Annotated in this window: 15 protein-coding genes and 1 riboswitch; of the genes, 4 read left to right on the top strand and 11 right to left on the bottom strand. The window is 64.3% G+C overall.

Annotated features, from left to right (window positions below):
• Positions 1–184: 184 nt before the first annotated feature.
• The 5 genes from CQ007_RS14600 to CQ007_RS14580 form a co-directional block, all read right to left on the bottom strand.
• Positions 185–802: a tetratricopeptide repeat protein gene (locus tag CQ007_RS14600; protein WP_105646565.1), complete on the bottom strand. Its 618-nt coding sequence runs from the start codon at positions 800–802 to the stop codon at positions 185–187.
• A 118-nt stretch (positions 803–920) separates the two neighbouring features.
• Complete coding sequence (gene hemL, locus CQ007_RS14595) at positions 921–2,201, bottom strand: glutamate-1-semialdehyde 2,1-aminomutase (protein WP_105646564.1); 1,281 nt, start codon at positions 2,199–2,201, stop codon at positions 921–923.
• Between the two features lie 11 nt (positions 2,202–2,212).
• Positions 2,213–2,839 carry a thiamine phosphate synthase gene (gene thiE / locus CQ007_RS14590; protein ID WP_105646563.1) on the bottom strand — a complete coding sequence of 209 codons (627 nt, stop codon included), beginning with the start codon at positions 2,837–2,839 and terminating at the stop codon, positions 2,213–2,215.
• Positions 2,836–3,636, bottom strand: a complete 801-nt coding sequence (locus CQ007_RS14585) for a hydroxymethylpyrimidine/phosphomethylpyrimidine kinase (protein ID WP_105646562.1) — start codon at positions 3,634–3,636, stop codon at positions 2,836–2,838. Before CQ007_RS14585 ends, thiE begins: the two co-directional genes overlap by 4 nt.
• 285 nt (positions 3,637–3,921) lie before the next feature.
• Positions 3,922–4,485, bottom strand: a complete 564-nt coding sequence (locus CQ007_RS14580) for a TetR/AcrR family transcriptional regulator (RefSeq protein ID WP_105646561.1) — start codon at positions 4,483–4,485, stop codon at positions 3,922–3,924.
• A gap of 199 nt (positions 4,486–4,684) precedes the next feature.
• On the opposite strand from CQ007_RS14580, the gene CQ007_RS14575 reads away from it, so the two are divergent.
• Both CQ007_RS14575 and CQ007_RS14570 read left to right on the top strand, forming a co-directional pair.
• Positions 4,685–5,845 (top strand): efflux RND transporter periplasmic adaptor subunit, encoded by a 1,161-nt coding sequence (locus CQ007_RS14575; protein ID WP_105646560.1) that lies wholly within the window; start codon positions 4,685–4,687, stop codon positions 5,843–5,845.
• Between the two features lie 72 nt (positions 5,846–5,917).
• Complete coding sequence (locus CQ007_RS14570) at positions 5,918–9,040, top strand: efflux RND transporter permease subunit (protein WP_105646559.1); 3,123 nt, start codon at positions 5,918–5,920, stop codon at positions 9,038–9,040.
• A gap of 226 nt (positions 9,041–9,266) precedes the next feature.
• Here CQ007_RS14570 and CQ007_RS14565 read toward each other — a convergent pair whose 3' ends face one another.
• From CQ007_RS14565 to CQ007_RS14540, 6 genes are all read right to left on the bottom strand, one after another.
• Entirely contained in the window at positions 9,267–9,878 is a 612-nt protein-coding gene (locus CQ007_RS14565) for a pseudouridine synthase (protein WP_105646558.1), read from the bottom strand.
• 420 nt (positions 9,879–10,298) lie between these two features.
• Positions 10,299–11,951 (bottom strand): acyl-CoA dehydrogenase family protein, encoded by a 1,653-nt coding sequence (locus CQ007_RS14560; RefSeq protein WP_105646557.1) that lies wholly within the window; start codon positions 11,949–11,951, stop codon positions 10,299–10,301.
• 77 nt (positions 11,952–12,028) lie between these two features.
• Positions 12,029–12,226: a DUF2788 domain-containing protein gene (locus tag CQ007_RS14555; protein WP_105646556.1), complete on the bottom strand. Its 198-nt coding sequence runs from the start codon at positions 12,224–12,226 to the stop codon at positions 12,029–12,031.
• Positions 12,227–12,258: 32 nt separating this feature from the next.
• Positions 12,259–12,747 carry an Lrp/AsnC family transcriptional regulator gene (locus CQ007_RS14550; RefSeq protein ID WP_105646555.1) on the bottom strand — a complete coding sequence of 163 codons (489 nt, stop codon included), beginning with the start codon at positions 12,745–12,747 and terminating at the stop codon, positions 12,259–12,261.
• A gap of 320 nt (positions 12,748–13,067) precedes the next feature.
• Complete coding sequence (locus tag CQ007_RS14545) at positions 13,068–13,952, bottom strand: cation diffusion facilitator family transporter (RefSeq protein WP_105646554.1); 885 nt, start codon at positions 13,950–13,952, stop codon at positions 13,068–13,070.
• The gene (locus tag CQ007_RS14540; protein ID WP_105646553.1) at positions 13,952–14,362 is read right to left on the bottom strand and encodes a polyribonucleotide nucleotidyltransferase; all 411 of its coding nucleotides are present in this window, start codon (positions 14,360–14,362) and stop codon (positions 13,952–13,954) included. The genes CQ007_RS14545 and CQ007_RS14540 overlap by 1 nt, the downstream gene beginning before the upstream one ends.
• Before the next feature lie 115 nt (positions 14,363–14,477).
• Here CQ007_RS14540 and hrpB point away from each other — a divergent pair, with 115 nt between their 5' ends.
• Together hrpB and CQ007_RS14530 are read left to right on the top strand one after the other, a co-directional pair.
• Positions 14,478–17,027 (top strand): ATP-dependent helicase HrpB, encoded by a 2,550-nt coding sequence (gene hrpB, locus CQ007_RS14535; RefSeq protein ID WP_105646552.1) that lies wholly within the window; start codon positions 14,478–14,480, stop codon positions 17,025–17,027.
• A gap of 213 nt (positions 17,028–17,240) precedes the next feature.
• On the top strand, positions 17,241–18,260 hold the full coding sequence (locus tag CQ007_RS14530; RefSeq protein ID WP_105646551.1) for a methyltransferase: 1,020 nt from the start codon (positions 17,241–17,243) through the stop codon (positions 18,258–18,260).
• A 26-nt stretch (positions 18,261–18,286) separates the two neighbouring features.
• A riboswitch (yybP-ykoY riboswitch) is annotated at positions 18,287–18,415 on the top strand.
• Positions 18,416–18,483: the final 68 nt, after the last annotated feature.

The following is an 18,483-nucleotide window of genomic DNA, read 5'->3' as shown; positions in this document are numbered from 1 at the left end:
CCCTCCCCCCGCTCCGCGCCCCGGCCCTTCGCAGAGCTCAGGGCGCTCAAGCGGGCGAAGCAGTGCTTCGCTTTTTCCGCTTTCGCCCCGCAAGGGGAGAGGGGAGCTGGCACAGTAAACATGGATTGACTTCGCTCTCTTTGAAAGCAGGGCACCAACGACTCCAGTGTTCTGCAGAATAGTTTCAGCGAGCAGAGCCTACTCCCCTCTCCCCTTGCGGGAGAGGGGTTGGGGGAGAGGGGGGAGGGTTTTCCGGCTGAAACTGCCGCAGTTGCTCCTCCCGAATATGCCGCAGATAATTGCGGAACAGCGTGCCCAGCACCTGGGTGGCGGTGCCGATTTCTTCGTGACTCATTTCCTCTGCCAGCAGGTCGCTGGCGTCCATTGCCGCGTCTTGCCCATTGACCGCTGCCATCTTCAGCATGATGTAGGCCTGCGGCAGGTTGCGCTCCACGCCCTCGCCATTCATGTGCATCAGCCCGAGACGGTACTGGGCATCCGGATGCCCCTGGATCGAGGCGCGTTCATACCACTTCAGCGCGGCCGCCAGATCCCGCTCGGCCCGCTCACCGTGATAATACAGCTCGCCCATCTCGAACTGCGCCTGCATGTCCTCGGCCTCGGCCAGTTCGATGCAGTTCTCCAGCGCCAGGGTCAGGCTGTCGTCGTCGACGCGGTTGAAGGCGCAGCGCTCCTCGGTGCTGATCACCAGAGGTGCCTGGGACTGGGCGAGGGCGGTGGGTACGCTGCCTGCCCCGGCCAGGGTGCATAGGATGAAGACACAGCGAAGAGCATTGGTCATGGTCGGCTGGCTCGCTGACTGGGTACATGCATGGCGCCATTGTGCGCCGGATCGGCGTGCAGGCCAACCACCGGGGTGGCTGGCCGCACCGCTGGCGGCAGCGATGAGCGCGCCTTGATCATAGTGCCGCGAAGGCCCGCTCGGCGGCGTCCAGCGTCAGCTGCAGCTCGGTCTCGCCGTGGGCGATGGAGGTGAAGCCGGCTTCATAGGCGCTGGGGGCGAAGTACACGCCCTGGTCGAGCATCTGGTGGAAGAATGCCTTGAAGCGTTCGGCATCGCTGGCCATCACGTCCTCGAAGGTCTGGATGCTGTCGGCGCCGCTGAAGTACAGGCCGAACATGCCGCCGGCCTGGGTGGTGACGAAGGGTACGCTGGCGGCATCGGCACGATCCTGCAGGCCCTGCAGCATACGGCTGGTGTAAGTGTTCAGTTCGTCGTGGAAGCCCGGGCGGCTGATCAGTTTCAGGGTGGTCAACCCGGCGGCCATGGCCAGCGGGTTACCCGACAGGGTGCCGGCCTGGTACACCGGGCCCAGCGGCGAGATGCACTCCATGATCTCGCGCTTGCCGCCGAAGGCGCCGACCGGCATGCCACCGCCGACGATCTTGCCGAAGGTGGACAGGTCGGGAGTCACGCCGTAGTGGGCCTGGGCACCGCCGAGGGCAACGCGGAAGCCGGTCATCACTTCGTCGAAGATCAGTACCACACCATGCTCGTCACACACCTCGCGCAGGCCTTCGAGGAAACCCGGTACCGGCGGCACGCAGTTCATGTTGCCCGCCACCGGTTCGACGATGATGCAGGCGATATCCTTGCCGGCGGTGCTGAGGGTCTGGCGCACGGCTTCGATGTCATTGTAGGGCAGGGTCAGGGTGTGCTGGGCGAAGGCGGCCGGTACCCCGGGCGAGCTGGGTACGCCGAAGGTCAGGGCGCCGGAGCCGGCCTTGACCAGCAGGCTGTCGGAGTGGCCGTGGTAGCAACCCTCGAACTTGATGATGGTGTCGCGACCGGTGTAACCGCGGGCCAGGCGAATGGCGCTCATGGTCGCCTCGGTGCCGGAGCTGACCATGCGCACCATGTCCATCGACGGCACCATGGAGCAGACCAGTTCGGCCATCTCGGTTTCCATGGCGGTCGGTGCGCCATAGGACAGGCCATGTTCCAACTGGCGGCGTACCGAGTCCAGCACATCAGGATGGCTGTGGCCGAGGATCATCGGGCCCCAGGAACCGACATAGTCCACATAGCGCTTGTCGTCTTCATCGATGATATAGGCGCCTTCGGCGTGCTTGATGAACAGCGGTGTGCCCCCGACGCTGCGGAACGCGCGTACCGGGGAGTTGACGCCACCGGGGATGTGTTTCTGGGCACTGGCAAAAAGGGTTTCCGAACGGGACATGGTGTGGTCTCTCAGTTCTCAAACAGTTCATTGAAAGCCTGGGCGCGGCGCTGTACCTCGGCGGCCGAATCGGCGCCGAACAGGCCATGGATCACCGCCAGCAGGTCGGCTCCGGCGGCCAGCAGCGGCGATGCATTGTCCAGGGTGATGCCGCCAATGGCGACGATCGGTGTATCGAAGCGGGCGCGCGCCTGCTGCAGCAGCGCCGGCGTGGCTGCCGGTGCGCCGGGCTTGGTGACCGATTGAAAGAAACGGCCGAAGGCGATATAGCTGGCGCCGTCGGCGATGGCCTGTTCAGCATGGTCCAGGCTGGCGTGGCAGGTGGCACCGATGATCGCCTGCGCGCCCAACTGCTGGCGGGCTTCGCGCAGGCAGCCATCGTCGCGCCCCAGGTGCACGCCGACATTCAGCGCGCTGGCCAGGGGCAGGTCGTCGTTGATCAGCAGATCGGCACCATACTGCTCGCACAGGGCCTTGAGCCGGCCGGCTTCATCCCGCCGGCGCGTGGCATCTCCGCTCTTGTCGCGGTACTGCAGCAGGCGGGTACCTCCGGCCAGTGCGGCCTCGACCCAGGGTAGCAGGCGGTCGTCCGCCAGCAACTGGCTGTCGGTGATGGCGTACAGGCCGTGCAGGGTCATTGGCAGAAATCCAGCGGCAGGCGCCGCGGTACATACTGGCCCTGGCCGGGCTGTTCGGCATCACGCAGGGTGCGCCAGGTATAGTCCAGGGCGGTTTTCACCGCGCTGACCAGATCCTCGCCCAGGGCCAGACGACCGGCCAGGGTGCTGGCCAGGGTGCAGCCGGAGCCGTGGTAGCTGCCGGGCAGGCGCGCACAGGTGAAAGTGTGCCGGCTGCCGTCCTGGCAATAAAGCCGGTTATGGATGTCCTGCTCATCGCCATGGCCGCCGGTGATCAGCAGGTTCTGGCAGCGCTGCAGCAGTTTGTCCGCGCACTGGTCGGCGGTGCCGTCGGGCAGCTCGGCGAGGATGCGGGCTTCCGGCAGGTTGGGGGTGACGATCCGGGCCAGCGGCAGCAGCTTTTCGCGCATGGCATAACCGACTTCATCCTTGCCCAGCGAGCCGCCACCACCGGCGCGCAACACCGGGTCGCAGACCAGGGGCAGCTCGGGATGGGCGAGCATGATCTCGACCACGGTGTCGACCATCTCCAGATTGCCGAGCATGCCGAGCTTGACGGCTGACACCGGCATGTCATGGAGCACGGCGTTGGCCTGGGCCAGCACCCATTCGCGATCCAGCACGCGGAAGTCGATGACATCAACGGTATTCTGCACGGTCAGTGCGGTGACCGCCGGCGCGGCATGGCAACCCTGGGCAATCAGGGCTTCGATATCGGCCTGCAGGCCGGCGCCACCACTGGGATCATGGCCGGACAGACAGAGGACAACAGGGCGAAAGGGAGTAGGTGTAGTCATGGGGCAAGCTTACCATCAGCGGGCAGGTTATCGGTATGGCGGCGCGATTCCGGCGCGCCCTTTTCATGGCATAAACAAGCTGTTTTGCAAGAACCAGGGAGTATATCAAGAACCGTCGGCGGAAGCTGTGGGGGAGGAGGGCGCGGGTGGGGGAAGGAGGCTTGCGGAACTCGCACCCCGCCATCCATGGCGCTCGCCTACGGCCATCCCTGGCCGCAGACGGTTCCGCAAGCCTCCTTCCCCCACCCGCGCTGACACAGACCCTGTCAGCTTTGCACTGCAGGATCAGTCAGTACGCGCCAGCGCCCCATTCAGGAACATGTCCTCGAACAGCATCTGCATGTCCGCCCGGGCAATCCGGCCGCGGTGTTCCGACTCGCACAGGGTATAGATGAAACCGAAGTACAGGTCGGTGAGCCAGCGGCAGGGCACATTGGGGCGGAAGACGCCGGCGGCCTGGCCCTGCTGGAAGAAATGATCCAGGCGCTGCTCGTGCACGGTGCATTCATCCGGAATCGGCGTCTTGGAGTGGACCTTAATGTAGGGGTCGAACTGGGTCATCATGAAAGCGCAGAATTCCTTTTCCGCGATGTAATTGGCGGTCAACTGGCGCAGCGCCTCCAGCGGCGGGCGGGTTTCCAGCCCGGCGGTGTCGAGAATCTGCGCCATGACCTGCAGTACATGCTGCTTCACCGTATCCAGCAACTGTTCACGGGTGGCGGCGAAGCGGTACAGGGTGGCTCGGCTTACGCCGGCTGCCTTGGCCAGCTCCTGCAGGGTGGCACCGGGATTCTCGCTCAGGGCCAGGGCGAGGGGGCGTAACAGGGATTCTTCGGTATTGGGTGTCATCTGATTGGTAACGGAATGGTGGACGAGCTGTCACTAATAACGGACTCGTGTCAATGGCCGCGAGTTTACACATAACTACACAAACAGTCATATGAATCAAATTTGATTCATATGACTCAGAGGAGTAGCATCGCGTTCTCCAAATTCTGTCCACCTCCGTTTGCAGTACTTCGTACTCTTTGACCCAAGGAAATGCACAATGCGCAGTTCATGGCATCTTTCCATATCCACTACTCTCGTTTTGCTGACCATGCTGGTGCTCGCCGGGTGCCAGCAGCAGAGCGATGCCGAGCAGGATCAGCCGCCGCCCCAGGCCCGGGTGCAGATCATCGAGCCCGCCGCGCACATGCTGACCGGCGACTTGCCGGGCCGTATCGAACCGGCGCGAACCGCCGAAGTGCGGGCGCGGGTTCCCGGTATCGTGCTGGAACGCCTGTTCGAGGAGGGGGCCAACGTGCAGGCGGGGGATGTGCTGTTCCGGATCGATCCGGCCCCGCTGGAAGCTGCCTTGGCGCAGGCGCGTGGTGCGCTGGCCCGGGCCGAGGCCAATGTGTATCAGGCGGACAGCCTGGTACGGCGCTATGAGCCGCTGGTCGAAGCCCGGGCCATCAGCCAGCAGGACTATGACAACGCCATCGCCTCACAGAAGAGCGCCCAGGCGGAGAAGCTTTCCGCCGAGGCGGCACTGCAGACCGCCCGCCTGAACCTGGATTACGCCACGGTGAAGGCACCGATCGACGGGCGCATCGGCCGGGCACTGGTTACCGAAGGGGCGCTGGTCGGCCAGGGCGAGGCCACGCCCATGGCGCGGATACAGCAACTGGACCCGATCTACGCGGACTTCACCCAGTCGGTGGATGAATTGTTGCGCCTGCGCGCCGCCGCTGCCGATGGGCGTATCGAACTGCAGGAGGACGGTGCCGCCCGGGTGCGCATTACCCTGGGGCGCGATGGCTTCAGCCAGGAGGGACGGTTGCTGTTCTCCGATATCTCGGTGGACCGCAGCACCGGTCAGGTGACCCTGCGCGCGGAGTTGCCCAATCCCGATGCGGTGCTGCTGCCTGGCATGTATGTGCGGGTACAGACCGAGCTGGGCGTCGAGCCGTCGGCCGTGTTCATTCCCCAGCGCGCCGTGCAGCGCGGCACCGACAGCATTCCCCGGGTGCTGGTGGTCGACGGGGAGAATCAGGTGCAGGAACGCCAGGTGGAACTGGGCGCCATGCGAGGCAGTGACTGGCAGGTGGTGTCCGGTCTGGAGCAGGGCGAGCGGGTGATCGTCGATGCCGTGGCCAAGTTTCAGCCCGGCAGCACGGTGGAGCCGGTGACAGCCAAGCAGTCGGAGGGCGATACGGACGAGTGAGCCAGCCGCCGGGCTCATATCGACGAGCCCGGCCTTTGATCCCGACCGATTGCCCAATGCAGAGGAAAGAGCATGCCGCAGTTTTTCATCAATCGCCCCAACTTCGCCTTCGTGGTGGCGATCTTCATCTGTCTGGCCGGCCTGCTGGCGATACCTTCGCTGCCGGTAGCCCAGTACCCCAACGTGGCACCGCCACAGATCATGATCTATGCCACCTATCCCGGCGCCTCGGCGACCATTCTCAACGAGACGGTCACCAGTCTCATCGAGGAGGAGCTCAACGGTGCCAAGGGGCTGCTCTACTACGAGTCGTCCAGCAGCTCCAATGGCATGGCCGAGATCAACGTTACCTTCGCCCCGGGCACCGATCCGGACATGGCCCAGGTCGATGTGCAGAACCGCCTCAAGCGCGCCGAGGCACGCCTGCCGCAGCCGGTATTGCAGCAGGGGCTGCAGGTGGAGCAGGCCAGCAGCAACTTCCTGATGATCTACGCCCTCAGCTACAAGAACGGTGACAAGGATCCGGTCGGGCTGGCCGACTACGCCGCGCGCAACATCAACAACGAGATCCGCCGTCTGCCTGGCGTCGGCCGGGTGCAGATGTTCTCCTCCGAGCGGGCAATGCGGGTCTGGGTCGATCCGTCGCGGCTGGTCGGCTACGGCCTTTCCGTCGACGACGTGAACCGGGCTATCGCCGCGCAGAACGTCCAGGTGCCGGCGGGGAGCTTCGGCGAACAGCCCGGCACCAGCGAACAGGAGCTGACCGCGACCCTGATAGTGCAGGGTACGCTCGAAACCGCCGAGGAGTTCAGCGACATAGTGCTGCGCGCCAACCCCGACGGCTCCACGGTACGCCTGGGAGATGTGGCCCGGGTGGAGATGGGCCGCGAGGAATACCGCTTCAGTTCCCGCCTCAATGGCCAGCCGGCGGCCGCGGCGGCGGTACAGCTGACCTCCGATGCCAATGCGATCGCCACCGCCAATGCGGTCAAGCAGCGGCTGCAGGAGCTATCGGCGCTGTTCCCCGAGGACATGGAGTATTCCGTTCCCTACGACACCTCGATCTTCGTCGACGTGGCGATCAAGAAGGTAGTGGCGACCCTGGCCGAGGCCGTGGTGCTGGTGTTCCTGGTGATGTTCCTGTTCCTGCAGAACTTCCGCTATACGCTGATTCCGACCATCGTCGTGCCGGTCTGTCTGCTGGGTACCTTTGCGGTGATGTCGGTGATCGGCTTCTCGGTCAACATGATGACCATGTTCGGCATGGTATTGGCGATCGGGATTCTGGTGGACGATGCCATCGTGGTGGTGGAGAACGTCGAGCGGATCATGGCCGAGGAGGGCCTGTCGCCCAAGGAGGCCACCCGCAAGGCGATGAAGCAGATCACCGGGGCCATCGTCGGTATTACCATGGTGTTGTCGGCGGTATTCTTCCCGCTGGCATTCATGGGTGGCTCGGTGGGGGTGATCTACCAGCAGTTCTCCCTGTCGCTGGCGGTCTCCATCCTGTTCTCCGGCTTCCTGGCCCTGAGCATGACCCCCGCGCTGTGCGTGACCCTGCTCAAACCGGTGCCCAAGGGGCAGCACGCCGAGAAGAAGGGCTTCTTTGGCTGGTTCAACCGCCGTTTCGGGGGCCTGACCCGTGGCTATCAGCGCACCACTGGCGGCCTGGTCAAGCGCTCGGGCGCCTTCATGCTGGTGTATCTGGCCATCGTCGCGGCACTGGCCTTCTCCTACCTGCGCCTGCCCGAAGCCTTTCTCCCGGCCGAAGACCAAGGCTACATGATCGTCGACGTGCAACTGCCGCCGGGTGCCACCACCCCGCGCACGGAAAAGACCGTCGAGGCGATGGAAGAACACTTCCTGTCGCGGCCCAGCGTGGCCGGGGTCGTCTCGGTGATGGGCTTCAGCTTCTCCGGCATGGGGCAGAACGCGGCGCTGGCATTCCCGACCCTGGTCGACTGGTCCGAGCGCGGCAAGGACGAATCGGTGCAGGCCGAGACCCAGCGCGCCAACCAGACCCTGGGGAGCATCGCCGATGGCACCATCTTCGCCGTACAGCCACCCTCGATCGACGGCCTGGGCACCTCCGGCGGCTTCGCCCTGCGTCTGCAGGACCGCGGCGGGTTGGGGCGTGAAGCCATGCTCGCGGCGCGCAACGAGCTGCTGCAGAAAGCCAACAGCTCTCCGGTCATCGCCTACGCCATGATGGAAGGCCTGGAGGATGCACCCCAGTTGCGCCTGCATATCGACCGACAGAAGGCCGAGACCCTGGGCGTCGGTTTCGACGCCATCAGCTCGACCCTGTCCAGCGCCTTCGGCTCGGCGCTGATCAACGAGTTCACCAACTTCGGCCGGATGCAGAAGGTGGTGGTGCAGGCCGATGTGGACAACCGCATGACCCCGGAAGACGTCACCCGCCTGTACGTACCCAACCAGTTGGGCGAGCAGGTGCCGCTGTCGGCCTTCGTCGAGATGGAATGGGAAAATGGTCCGGTGCAGTTCGTCCGCTACAACGGTTACCCGGCGTTCAAGATCTCCGGGGATGCGGCGCCGGGCTACAGCAGCGGTGCGGCCATGGCCGAGATCGAGCGCATCGTCAGCGAACTGCCCCGCGGGGTGGGTTACGAATGGACCGGGTTGTCCTTCCAGGAGAAGCTGGCCGGCGCCCAGGCGCCCATTCTGCTGGCGCTGGCGCTGATCGTCGTGTTCCTGTTGCTGGTGGCGTTGTACGAGAGCTGGGCAATTCCGCTATCGGTGATCCTGATCGTGCCGATCGGCGCACTGGGCGCGGTATTGGCGGTGACCGTGCTGGGTATGCCCAATGACGTGTACTTCAAGGTCGGCCTGATCACCATCATCGGCCTGGCGGCGAAGAACGCCATCCTGATCGTCGAATTCGCCAAGGACCTGTACGCCGAAGGACGAACCCTGACCGAAGCGGCGGTGGAAGCGGCGCGACTGCGTTTCCGCCCGATCATCATGACCTCGCTGGCCTTCATGCTCGGCGTCTTGCCCCTGGCCATCGCCACGGGTGCCGGGGCGGCCAGCCAACGCGCCATCGGCACCGGGGTGATCGGCGGCATGCTTACCGCGACCGCGCTGGGCGTACTGTTCGTGCCGGTGTTCTTCGTCTGGGTCCTGTCACGCAGGAAACAGGAGCGGCAGGCGGTGGCGCAGGGCAGTGAAGGCTGAGTACTTATGCCATGCTTCGGGGCGCTCCACCGCACCGGGTTGTCGCGCACCCGCGCGACGACGGGGCTGTGCAGCGGCTGAGAACCTGCAGGCGTAGCGCCCGAACGCGGACCGGGGGCTCGGGTTGTCGCGCACCTGCGCGACGACTAGCGTAGCCCAGCCATTGCGCCGCGCCCTGGCGTAGCCGGGATATTGGACAGATATATCCAGTCCCGAGGTAGCTAGTTCAGACCTCCCGCCATTGCCCCGGCTGCAGCTCGCCCAATTTCCATTCCCCGATACGTACCCTGACCAGCCGCAGCGTTGGCAGACCGACAGCAGCGGTCATCCGCCGCACCTGGCGATTGCGACCTTCGCGGATGGTGATCGCCAGCCAGGCGGTAGGAATGCTCTTGCGGAAACGGACCGGCGGATCGCGTGGCCAGAGCGACGGCTCGGCAATCTGCTCCACGTCGGCGGGCCGGGTAGGACCGTCATTCAATAGCGGCCCGGCGCGCAACTGCTCGAGCTGCTGCTCGCTCGGTTCACCTTCCACCTGTACCCAGTAGGTCTTGGCCAGCTTGTGCTTCGGATCGGTGATGCGTGCCTGCAACCGACCATCGTTGGTCAACAGCAACAACCCCTCGCTGTCCCGGTCCAGCCGGCCGGCAGGGTAGATGCCCGGTACATCGACAAAGTCCTTCAGCGTCGCGCGACCCTGGCCATCGGTGAACTGGGTCAGCACATCGAAGGGCTTGTTCAGCGCGATCAGTATCGGATTTGCCGGCGGTGACGCAGCCTGGCGACGGGGTTTGGCCGGGCGGCGGGGTGGGGCAGCTTTGCGTGGAGGTTGCTTCATGGTCGATCGAGCTGATGAGTGGGGGATCATGCTAAAGAGCTTTGCCCGAGCAGTCCAGAAAACAGGCGAAGCATCATACGGCCAGTCCGCTGTGGATTGCCGCGCCCTTCGGACTCGCAATGACGAGCAAATAGATTGCCGCGCCCTTCGGACTTGCAATGACGAGCAAATAGATTGCCGCGCCCTTACGGGCTCGCAATGACGGACAAGAGGATGGGGAAATGATGCAGATCAGCCGTTCCTCTTCGTCATTGCGAACCGCGATGCGGTGAAGCAATCCACGGGCACGGAATCGCCGGCGCACTCGTTCTGGATTGCCGCGCCACTGCGTGGCTCGCAATGACAATGCTGCTCATCGCGGTGACTCCGCGCCTGCCGTAGACCCAGCCCCCCAACCTGGAAGCACCAACGCCGGATAGTCTACCAGCCCCCCTGCGGCATACTACGCTCAACCAGCCCCCGCACATCCACCCCACGGGGCAGGGTGCCATACACCCGGCCATGCCCTTCCAGCCGACTGGCAATAAAGGCGTCGGATACCATATTGTTGCCGGCCTGCAGCAACAGTCTCGCCTGCAGCGCCACGGCGATATCCTCGGTCAGTTGCCGGGCGCGATACTGGATATCGTCCTTGTCGGCGAAATGCTGCTTCAGCTTGTCTACATGGGCCTGCAACCGGGCATCACCCTTGCCATCATCCAGTTCGGCAAACAACATCTCGACCACGCCCGGCTCCTTCGACAGTGCCCGCAGCACATCCAGACATTGCACATTGCCGGAGCCTTCCCAGATCGAATTCACCGGCGCCTCGCGATACAGCCGCGGCAGAATGCTGTCTTCCACATAGCCCGCGCCGCCCAGGCACTCCTGCGCCTCATTGATCATCGCCGGGGCCCGCTTGCAGATCCAGTACTTGCCGATGGCGGTGGCCAGCCGAATGAAACCGGCCTCATGCTCGTCATCGGGGGTGTCCAGTGCGCCGGCCATGCGCATGGTCAGCGCCAGCGCCGCCTCGCTTTCCAGCGCCAGATCGGCCAGCACGTTCTGCATCAGCGGTTGCTCGACCAGCACCCGGCCGCCAACCAGTCGGTGCGCGCAGTGATGTGTCGCCTGGGTCAGCGCCTGGCGCATCAACGAACTGGAGCCGATCATGCAATCGAAGCGGGTCATGGCCACCATCTCGATGATGGTCGGCACACCGCGACCCTCCTCGCCGAGCATCCACGCCAACGCCCCGCGAAACTCCACTTCGCTGGAGGCATTGGCCTGGTTGCCGAGCTTGTCCTTCAGCCGCTGGATATAGAACTGGTTGCGACTGCCGTCGGGACGATGGCGCGGCAACAGGAAGCAGCTCAGGCCCTTGTCGGTCTGCGCCAGGGTCAGAAAGGCATCGCACATGGGCGCCGAGCAGAACCACTTGTGCCCGACCAGCTCATAGGGCTGGCCGGGACCGCCGCTGCCCACCGGCAAGGCACGCGTGGTATTGGCGCGCACATCGGTGCCGCCCTGTTTCTCGGTCATCGCCATGCCGATGGTCAGGCCGCTCTTGCGTTCCATCGGCAGATTGCGCGGATCGTACTCGCGGGAGAGAATCTTCGGCAGCCACTTCTCCGCCAGATCCGGCTGCAGGCGCAGTGCTGGAACACAGGCAAAGGTCATGGTCATCGGACAACTGGTACCGGCCTCGGCCTGGTTGTGCAGGTACATGGTCGCGGCCCGGGCCACCTGGGCGCCGGGGCGCGGGTCGGTCCAGGGCGCGCTGGTGATGCCATGGGCTATGCCGGCACTCATCAGCTCATGGTAGGCGGGGTGGAACTCCACCACATCGATACGGTGGCCATAGCGGTCATGACTGTGGAACACCGGTGGGTTGGCGTTGGCCAGGAAGCCGGCCAGCATCAGCGGACCGCCGGCCAGTTGACCGTAGGCCGATAGCTGCTCATCGGCCCAGTCGCCCCGGTAGCGATGCACCCACTGTTGCAGTGGCAGATCGCTGCGGTAGAGGTTGAGACCGTCCAGCGGGGGGACTTGATTGGTTACTTCATGGGTTTCGGCACAGGTATTCGGTGTCATGATCGCGGCTCCTTCTCCTTGCCAACAGTATGAGCGCAGTGAGTCAGGATTCAAGGGAGTGGCCGAGGCCGATGGAATCAGCCGATGACTGTGATCACGATTTCCTTGATCACGAAGGCGGCTACCCCCAGCCCCAGCGCGAAGAACAGCACCATGGTGCCATAACGGCCGGCCTTCGACTGTTTGGCCAGATCCCAGACGATAAAGGCCATGAACGCCACCAGGGCGAAGAGGGTCAGGGGCAGGGCAAGGGCTTCGAATTCTTCGTAGGACACGACGGTCTCCTGTAGTGAAGGGAAGAGGGTGGTTATTTATTGATCAGATGGTTGAGCGGCAATTCCGTACTGGATACCACCTGGTTCAGCACGAAGCTGGAGCGTACGCTGGATACACCCTCGATGCGGGTCAGCGTACCCAGCAGGAACTGCTGGTAATGGTCCATGTCGGGCACGACCACGCGCAACTGGTAATCGGCATCCATGCCGGTGACCAGGCTGCAATTGAGTACCTCCGGACACTTGCGGATGGTGTCCTCGAAGCTGGCGAAGCGATCCGGCGTATGCCGGTCCATGCCGATCATCACGAAGGCGGTCAGGGTCAGTCCCAGCTTCTGTGGATCGAGCAGTGCCACCTGGCGGGTGATATAGCCGGCGTCTTCCAGCTGCTTGACCCGTCGCGAGCAGGGCGAAGGTGACAGGCCGATCCGCTCGGCCAGTTCCTGGTTACTGATGCGCGCATCCTGTTGCAATGCCGCGAGGATTTTCAGGTCATAACGGTCCAGATTGTTGTCATGCATGAAGCCACCTTTGATTATTGCGGTAATATCGTGATTTGGGAGATATTATTGCGCAGTATGCTCCTCTGTGTGCAATAAAAAGCAAGAAATGGCGCGACTGCCTCGGTACTATAACCACATGTTTTCAAGCCATAGCCGGCGAGTCCAATCAGCTGCCGCGAACCAGCAGCGCTGAGACGACAGGTCCTACCGGACCCGATCGTCACCCGGCTACCCCGCCCACAAGGCCACGGGACAGGCAGTATTCCACGAGGATATCCAGCGGACCCAGCGCAAACGGCCGACTTTGTCGGCCGTTTGCGTTTGTGCATGGCGTCTGGTCAAACCGGGTCCTTGTGCACCAGTACCTCGGCCTGGGTAAAGCGTCGCTGGATCGCATGGCGCACCTGCTCGCCCAGCTCATGGGCCTCGGTCAGCGGCAGCTCGCCGGGCAGCTCCAGGTGCAACTGCATGAACCACTGCTGGCCCGATTGGCGGGTGCGCAGATCATGTACATCGATCACCCCCGGCACGGCGCGGGCCAGTTCCAGAGCCTCCTTGCGCACCTCATCAGGCAACTCATGATCCATCAGGATCTGGATCGCATCACGCCCGATCTGCAGTGCACCGAAACCGATGAACAGTGCAACGCCGATACCGAACAGGGCGTCGGCACCGGGCAGGCCATACCAGGCGAGTATCAGCGCGACGATGATGCTGGCATTCATCAGCAGGTCGGAGCGGTAATGCAGGGCATCGGCACGGATGGCGGTAGAGCCGGTACGCTGGATGACATAACGCTGGAAGCGCAGCAACAGCAAGGTGGCCACAATCGACAGCAGCATTACCGCAACCCCGTACCAGGCCGCTTCCACAGGCCTGGGATGCAACAGATGATCGATCCCCTGCAGCAACACCAGTACCGCAGAACCGGCAATGAAGGCGGACTGGGCCAGCCCGGCCAGGGCCTCGGCCTTGCCATGGCCGAAGCGGTGGCCCCGGTCCGCCGGAGTCAGCGCGTAGCTGACCGCAAACAGGTTGATCAGCGAGGCGCCGCCATCCATCAGCGAGTCGATCAGCGAAGCCAGCAGGCTCACCGAGCCGGACATGAACCAGACCACGGCCTTGAGGGTGATCAGAATGACCGCGACTGTCACCGAGGCATAGGTGGCCAGGCGCAGCAGCCGGGCGTTGCGCTGATTCAGTTGCTGTGCCGCTTCGTTCATCAACCGCGCGCCGGCAGGCCGAGCAGCGCCAGTTGTTCAGTCGGTGGGTGCGACAGTTGATAGGCCTGCTCCAGCGGCAGCTGCAGCCCCAGGTCCTGATCCAGGATGGCCTTGAGCTTGAGCGGGTCGACCTGACCATCGGCATCGAGCGCCTGGTTCAGGCGTTCAGGTGCCAGGGTGTAGCGCTCGTCCGGGAAATAGATAGCGCCAGTGGCAAAGTCCACGGCGAAGGCGATCAGGCCGGGGATGATATAGAACAGCAGCCCTATGCCATTGAGAATGGCCACGCCGGGATCGATCTCACCACTGATCTGGCCCCGGCGTTCGGGGTAGAAGATGGTGCCGCAGGCGGATAGCTGGGTGATCAGAGTGGTGCTCAGCAGAACGCTGGCCAGAGCCTTCAGGCGCATTTGATTCCTCGTGCATGGTGGGGTGATGACTCAGATTGTCACTATACGCCGCTGGCGTCTCGGCTTGAAGCTGGCGGCGGGTATAATGCCGCCTTTACCCCGATTGCGAGAGCCGATGAGCGACCTCCTTCCCGTATCCGCCGTGCTGGGCGAACTGGACCAACAGCTGGCGACCCATCCCAGCGTGGTATTGCAGGCGCCGCCAGGGGCCGGCAAGACCACCCTGGTACCGCTGGCATTGCTGCGTAGCGACTGGCTGGCGGGACACAAGATCATCCTGCTGGAGCCGCGCCGGCTGGCCGCCCGCGCCGCAGCCGAGCGCCTGGCGCAGATGCTCGGCGAACCGGTAGGGCAGACCGTGGGGTATCGCATCCGCCTGGAGACCCGGGTCAGCGCCGCCACCCGTATCGAGGTGGTGACCGAGGGTATTTTGCAACGGCTGCTGCAGGCCGACCCCGAGTTGCCGGGCGTTGGCCTGGTAATCTTCGACGAATTCCATGAACGCAGCCTGGATGCCGATCTGGGCCTGGCGCTGTGCCTGCAGACCCAGCAGTACCTGCGTGACGACATGCCGCTGAAGCTGCTGGTGATGTCGGCGACCCTGGACGCCGCCGGAGTCAGCCGGTTGCTGGATGATGCGCCGCTGGTCAGCAGCGAAGGGCGGCAGTATCCGGTGCGCGTCGAGCATGGCGCTGCCGCCATCCCCGGTCAGCCCCTGGAGCCGCAACTGGAACGGCTGATTCTGCAGTCATTGGCCAGCGACAGCGGCAGCCTGCTGGTGTTTCTGCCGGGCGCCGCGGAAATCCGCCGTTTGCAGGCACGTCTACAAGCGGCGTTGGGTGACCGGTCCGAGGTGGATATCACTCCCTTGTACGGCGACCTGGATTTTACCGCCCAGCGTCAGGCGATCAGTCCGCCGCTGCCGGGGCGGCGCAAGATCGTATTGGCCACGCCGATTGCCGAGACCAGCCTGACCATCGAAGGCGTGCGCGTGGTCATCGATTCGGGGCTGTGCCGGGAGCCGGCCTTCGATCCGGTATCCGGCATGACCCGGTTGCATACCCGGCGTATTTCCCGCGCCGCTGCCGAGCAGCGCGCCGGTCGTGCCGGGCGCATGGAGCCTGGCGTGTGCTACCGGCTGTGGTCGGCGGACCAGCACGCGCAACTGGCTGCCCAGGGGCAGGCCGAGATCCTGCAGGCAGACCTGGCGCCACTGGCGTTGCAACTGGCGCAGTGGGGGATCGAGGATCCGGCGGAACTGCAGTGGATGGACCCGCCTCCGGCCGCTGCCTTGCAGCAGGGGCGGGATCTGCTGGTGCAATTGGCCGCGCTGCAGACAAATGAGCGCGGCTGGCAGTTGACCGAGCACGGCGCGGCGCTGGCCGCGTTGCCCATGCATCCGCGGCTGGCGCATATGCTGGTGCGTGGCCAGCAGTTGGGGTTGGGCAAGCTGGCCTGCCGGCTGGCGGCGATACTGGGCGAAAGGGATCTGCTGCGCGGCGTGGAGGACGCCGATATCGGTCGGCGTCTGGCAGTGTTCGACTCACCTCGCAATGAGCCTGCACTGGATCGAGGCGCATTGCAGCGCGCCCGCCAACTGGCTGAGCAATGGCAGCGATTGATTGGCCGATCTGATGTGAAGCAGCCGCTGGCGGAGCCAGACAGCGAGCACTGGGCTGGCCTGTTGCTGGCGCTGGCCTACCCGGATCGCATTGCCCGACGCCGGGGCGAGCAGGGCAGCGACTATCGCCTGGCCAATGGTCGCTCCGCTGCCTTTGCTCAGGTCGACAGTCTGCAGCAGCAGGAATGGCTGGCCATCGCCAGCCTCGGCGGGCATGCCAGCCAGCGCAACGCACGCATATTCCTCGCTGCTGCACTCGATCCGCAATGGCTGCCGCAGTACTTGCCCGAGCTTCTGCAGCAGGAGCAAACCCTGGAGTGGGATGCACGCAGCGAGACCCTGGTCGCCGAACAGCAGCGTCGCATTGGTGCGCTGGTCTTCAGCCGCGAACCGCTGAAAAGTATCGACCCGGCCCAGCGCAACCGCGCACTCTGCGCCGTGGTGCGCAAGCAGGGCATCAACCTGCTGCCCTGGAATCCCCCGTTGCGCCAATGGCAGGCGCGTATTCTGCTGCTCCGTCAGTTGGATGTTGACCAGCAACAGGAATCGATCTGGCCCGATATATCCGACCAGGCGCTGCTCGATACCCTGGAGGACTGGTTGGCATCCTGGCTGGACAAGGTCAGCCGGTTGGCGCACTTTGCGGCGCTGGATCTGACCGCGATCCTCGCCAACCTGCTGCCCTGGCCGCTACCCAGACAACTGGACGAGCTGGCACCCACGCACTGGACAGTGCCGACCGGCTCGCGCATCCGCATCGACTACAGCGAAAACCCGCCGGTATTGGCGGTGCGCCTGCAGGAAATGTTCGGCAGTGTTGACACCCCGCGTATCGCCGGTGGGCGACTGGCGCTCAAGCTGCACCTGTTGTCGCCGGCCCGCAGGCCGGTGCAGGTAACCCAGGATCTGGCCGGTTTCTGGGGCGGTAGCTACGCCGAGGTGAAGAAGGATATGAAGGGCCGCTACCCCAAGCATTACTGGCCGGATGACCCGCTGCAGGCGGAGCCGACTACCCGGGCCAAGCCGCGCAAGCCGGGTGTATAGCGCTTTCGGGGTGTAGCCCGGCCCGTGTTCGGGCGCCATGCCTGCGGCCGCGGAGCCAGCCCGTCGTCGAGCAGGCGCTCGACAACCCATGGTTTGCAGGTCCATGGCTGTCGTCGCGCCGGCGCGACAACCCAGGTAGGTGCAGTGCTCGGCTTTCAGCTCTTGCGCGCCGCGCGTACAATGCCCGGCCCGGTTCACCTTCGGAGTACCCCCATGGACAACACCAGCCAGATTCTTCAACGCAGCGCCGAGCTGTTTGCCGGCCAGCGTCTGCTGCTGGTCAACCCACCAGCGGATGAACTGGCCCGGGAGCTGCCGGCGGATTGGCATGTCTGGAGCTGGGACTATGCGGCGTACCTGGGGCTGCGCAACAGACTGGATGAGCAGCGCCTGGACTTTTCCCACCTGTGTCCAACACTCGATGGCCTGGATGGCGCGGTTCTGGTCATGCCCAAGGCTATCGAACGGGCTGAATATGCGCTGGCGCAGATAGCGCCGCTGCTCAAGACCGGCTGTCCGCTGTATCTGGTCGGCGAGAAGAAGGGCGGGATCACCCGGGCGGAGAAATTGCTGGCACCCTATGGCGGTACACCTGAAAAACTCGACTCGGCGCGTCACTGCCAGTTGTGGCGCACCGTCGTGCACGGTCAGGCGGCACCCTTCCGCCTGGCAGACTGGCAACAGGGCATCACCCTGGAATTTCCCGACCAGCAGGTCGAGCTGGTAAGCCTGCCGGGGGTATTCAGCCACGGCAGGCTGGATGAGGGCAGTCAACTGCTGCTGGAAGAACTGGCGCCGTTGCCCACCGGTAAGGTGCTGGACTTTGGCTGCGGCGCCGGGGTACTGGCCACGGTATTGGCGCGGCGCAATCCCACTAGCCGCTTCGAACTGGTGGATGTCGATGCGCTGGCGCTGCACTGCGCCGCCGAGACCCTGGGCCGGAATCAGGTGCAGGCCGAGGTCTACCCATCCGATGGGCTGAGCGATGTGCACGGCCGCTATGCCGCCGTGGTGAGCAACCCGCCGTTCCATACCGGCATCCGCCATGACACCAGCGTCGCCGAGCAGTTCTTCAACGAGGTTACGCGTAATCTGCTGCCACGCGGCGAGCTGCGCATCGTGGCCAATGGGTTTCTCAAGTACCCGCCGCTGATCGAGGCGCACATCGGTCAATGCCAGGTGCTGCGCGAGAATAGTCGGTTCAAGGTGTACTCGGCGGTGGTGCCGGGTTGATTTGGCCTGCGGCCCTTGCTAGAGTTGCCGCCGTCTTAGGGGAGTAGTCTCTCCGGAAGCCTGCCTTCCACGGCAAACGTCAACATATTCGGCCAACAGGCCGTGGCGTTTGCGACCCGCCGTCACCTTGGGTGACTGGGTCTGACGAGACCTTTGACATATGCACACCAGCCGAGGGCGGGGGTGTTCATATGTCATTGGAATGGTCGACCCGCCCTCTTAT

This window comes from Pseudomonas sp. MYb185 (assembly GCF_002979975.1).
Classification (GTDB): Bacteria; Pseudomonadota; Gammaproteobacteria; order Pseudomonadales; family Pseudomonadaceae; genus Halopseudomonas.
This window is presented reverse-complemented; position numbering and strand designations above follow the sequence as displayed.

What these genes read in the sequence shown, in the direction of transcription:
- CQ007_RS14600 (WP_105646565.1), bottom strand. Translation starts at nt 802, where the DNA reads ATGACCAATGCTCTTCGCTGTGTCTTCATCCTATGCACCCTGGCCGGG.
- hemL (WP_105646564.1), bottom strand. Translation starts at nt 2,201, where the DNA reads ATGTCCCGTTCGGAAACCCTTTTTGCCAGTGCCCAGAAACACATCCCC.
- thiE (WP_105646563.1), bottom strand. Translation starts at nt 2,839, where the DNA reads ATGACCCTGCACGGCCTGTACGCCATCACCGACAGCCAGTTGCTGGCG.
- CQ007_RS14585 (WP_105646562.1), bottom strand. Translation starts at nt 3,636, where the DNA reads ATGACTACACCTACTCCCTTTCGCCCTGTTGTCCTCTGTCTGTCCGGC.
- CQ007_RS14580 (WP_105646561.1), bottom strand. Translation starts at nt 4,485, where the DNA reads ATGACACCCAATACCGAAGAATCCCTGTTACGCCCCCTCGCCCTGGCC.
- CQ007_RS14575 (WP_105646560.1), top strand. Translation starts at nt 4,685, where the DNA reads ATGCGCAGTTCATGGCATCTTTCCATATCCACTACTCTCGTTTTGCTG.
- CQ007_RS14570 (WP_105646559.1), top strand. Translation starts at nt 5,918, where the DNA reads ATGCCGCAGTTTTTCATCAATCGCCCCAACTTCGCCTTCGTGGTGGCG.
- CQ007_RS14565 (WP_105646558.1), bottom strand. Translation starts at nt 9,878, where the DNA reads ATGAAGCAACCTCCACGCAAAGCTGCCCCACCCCGCCGCCCGGCCAAA.
- CQ007_RS14560 (WP_105646557.1), bottom strand. Translation starts at nt 11,951, where the DNA reads ATGACACCGAATACCTGTGCCGAAACCCATGAAGTAACCAATCAAGTC.
- CQ007_RS14550 (WP_105646555.1), bottom strand. Translation starts at nt 12,747, where the DNA reads ATGCATGACAACAATCTGGACCGTTATGACCTGAAAATCCTCGCGGCA.
- CQ007_RS14545 (WP_105646554.1), bottom strand. Translation starts at nt 13,952, where the DNA reads ATGAACGAAGCGGCACAGCAACTGAATCAGCGCAACGCCCGGCTGCTG.
- CQ007_RS14540 (WP_105646553.1), bottom strand. Translation starts at nt 14,362, where the DNA reads ATGCGCCTGAAGGCTCTGGCCAGCGTTCTGCTGAGCACCACTCTGATC.
- hrpB (WP_105646552.1), top strand. Translation starts at nt 14,478, where the DNA reads ATGAGCGACCTCCTTCCCGTATCCGCCGTGCTGGGCGAACTGGACCAA.
- CQ007_RS14530 (WP_105646551.1), top strand. Translation starts at nt 17,241, where the DNA reads ATGGACAACACCAGCCAGATTCTTCAACGCAGCGCCGAGCTGTTTGCC.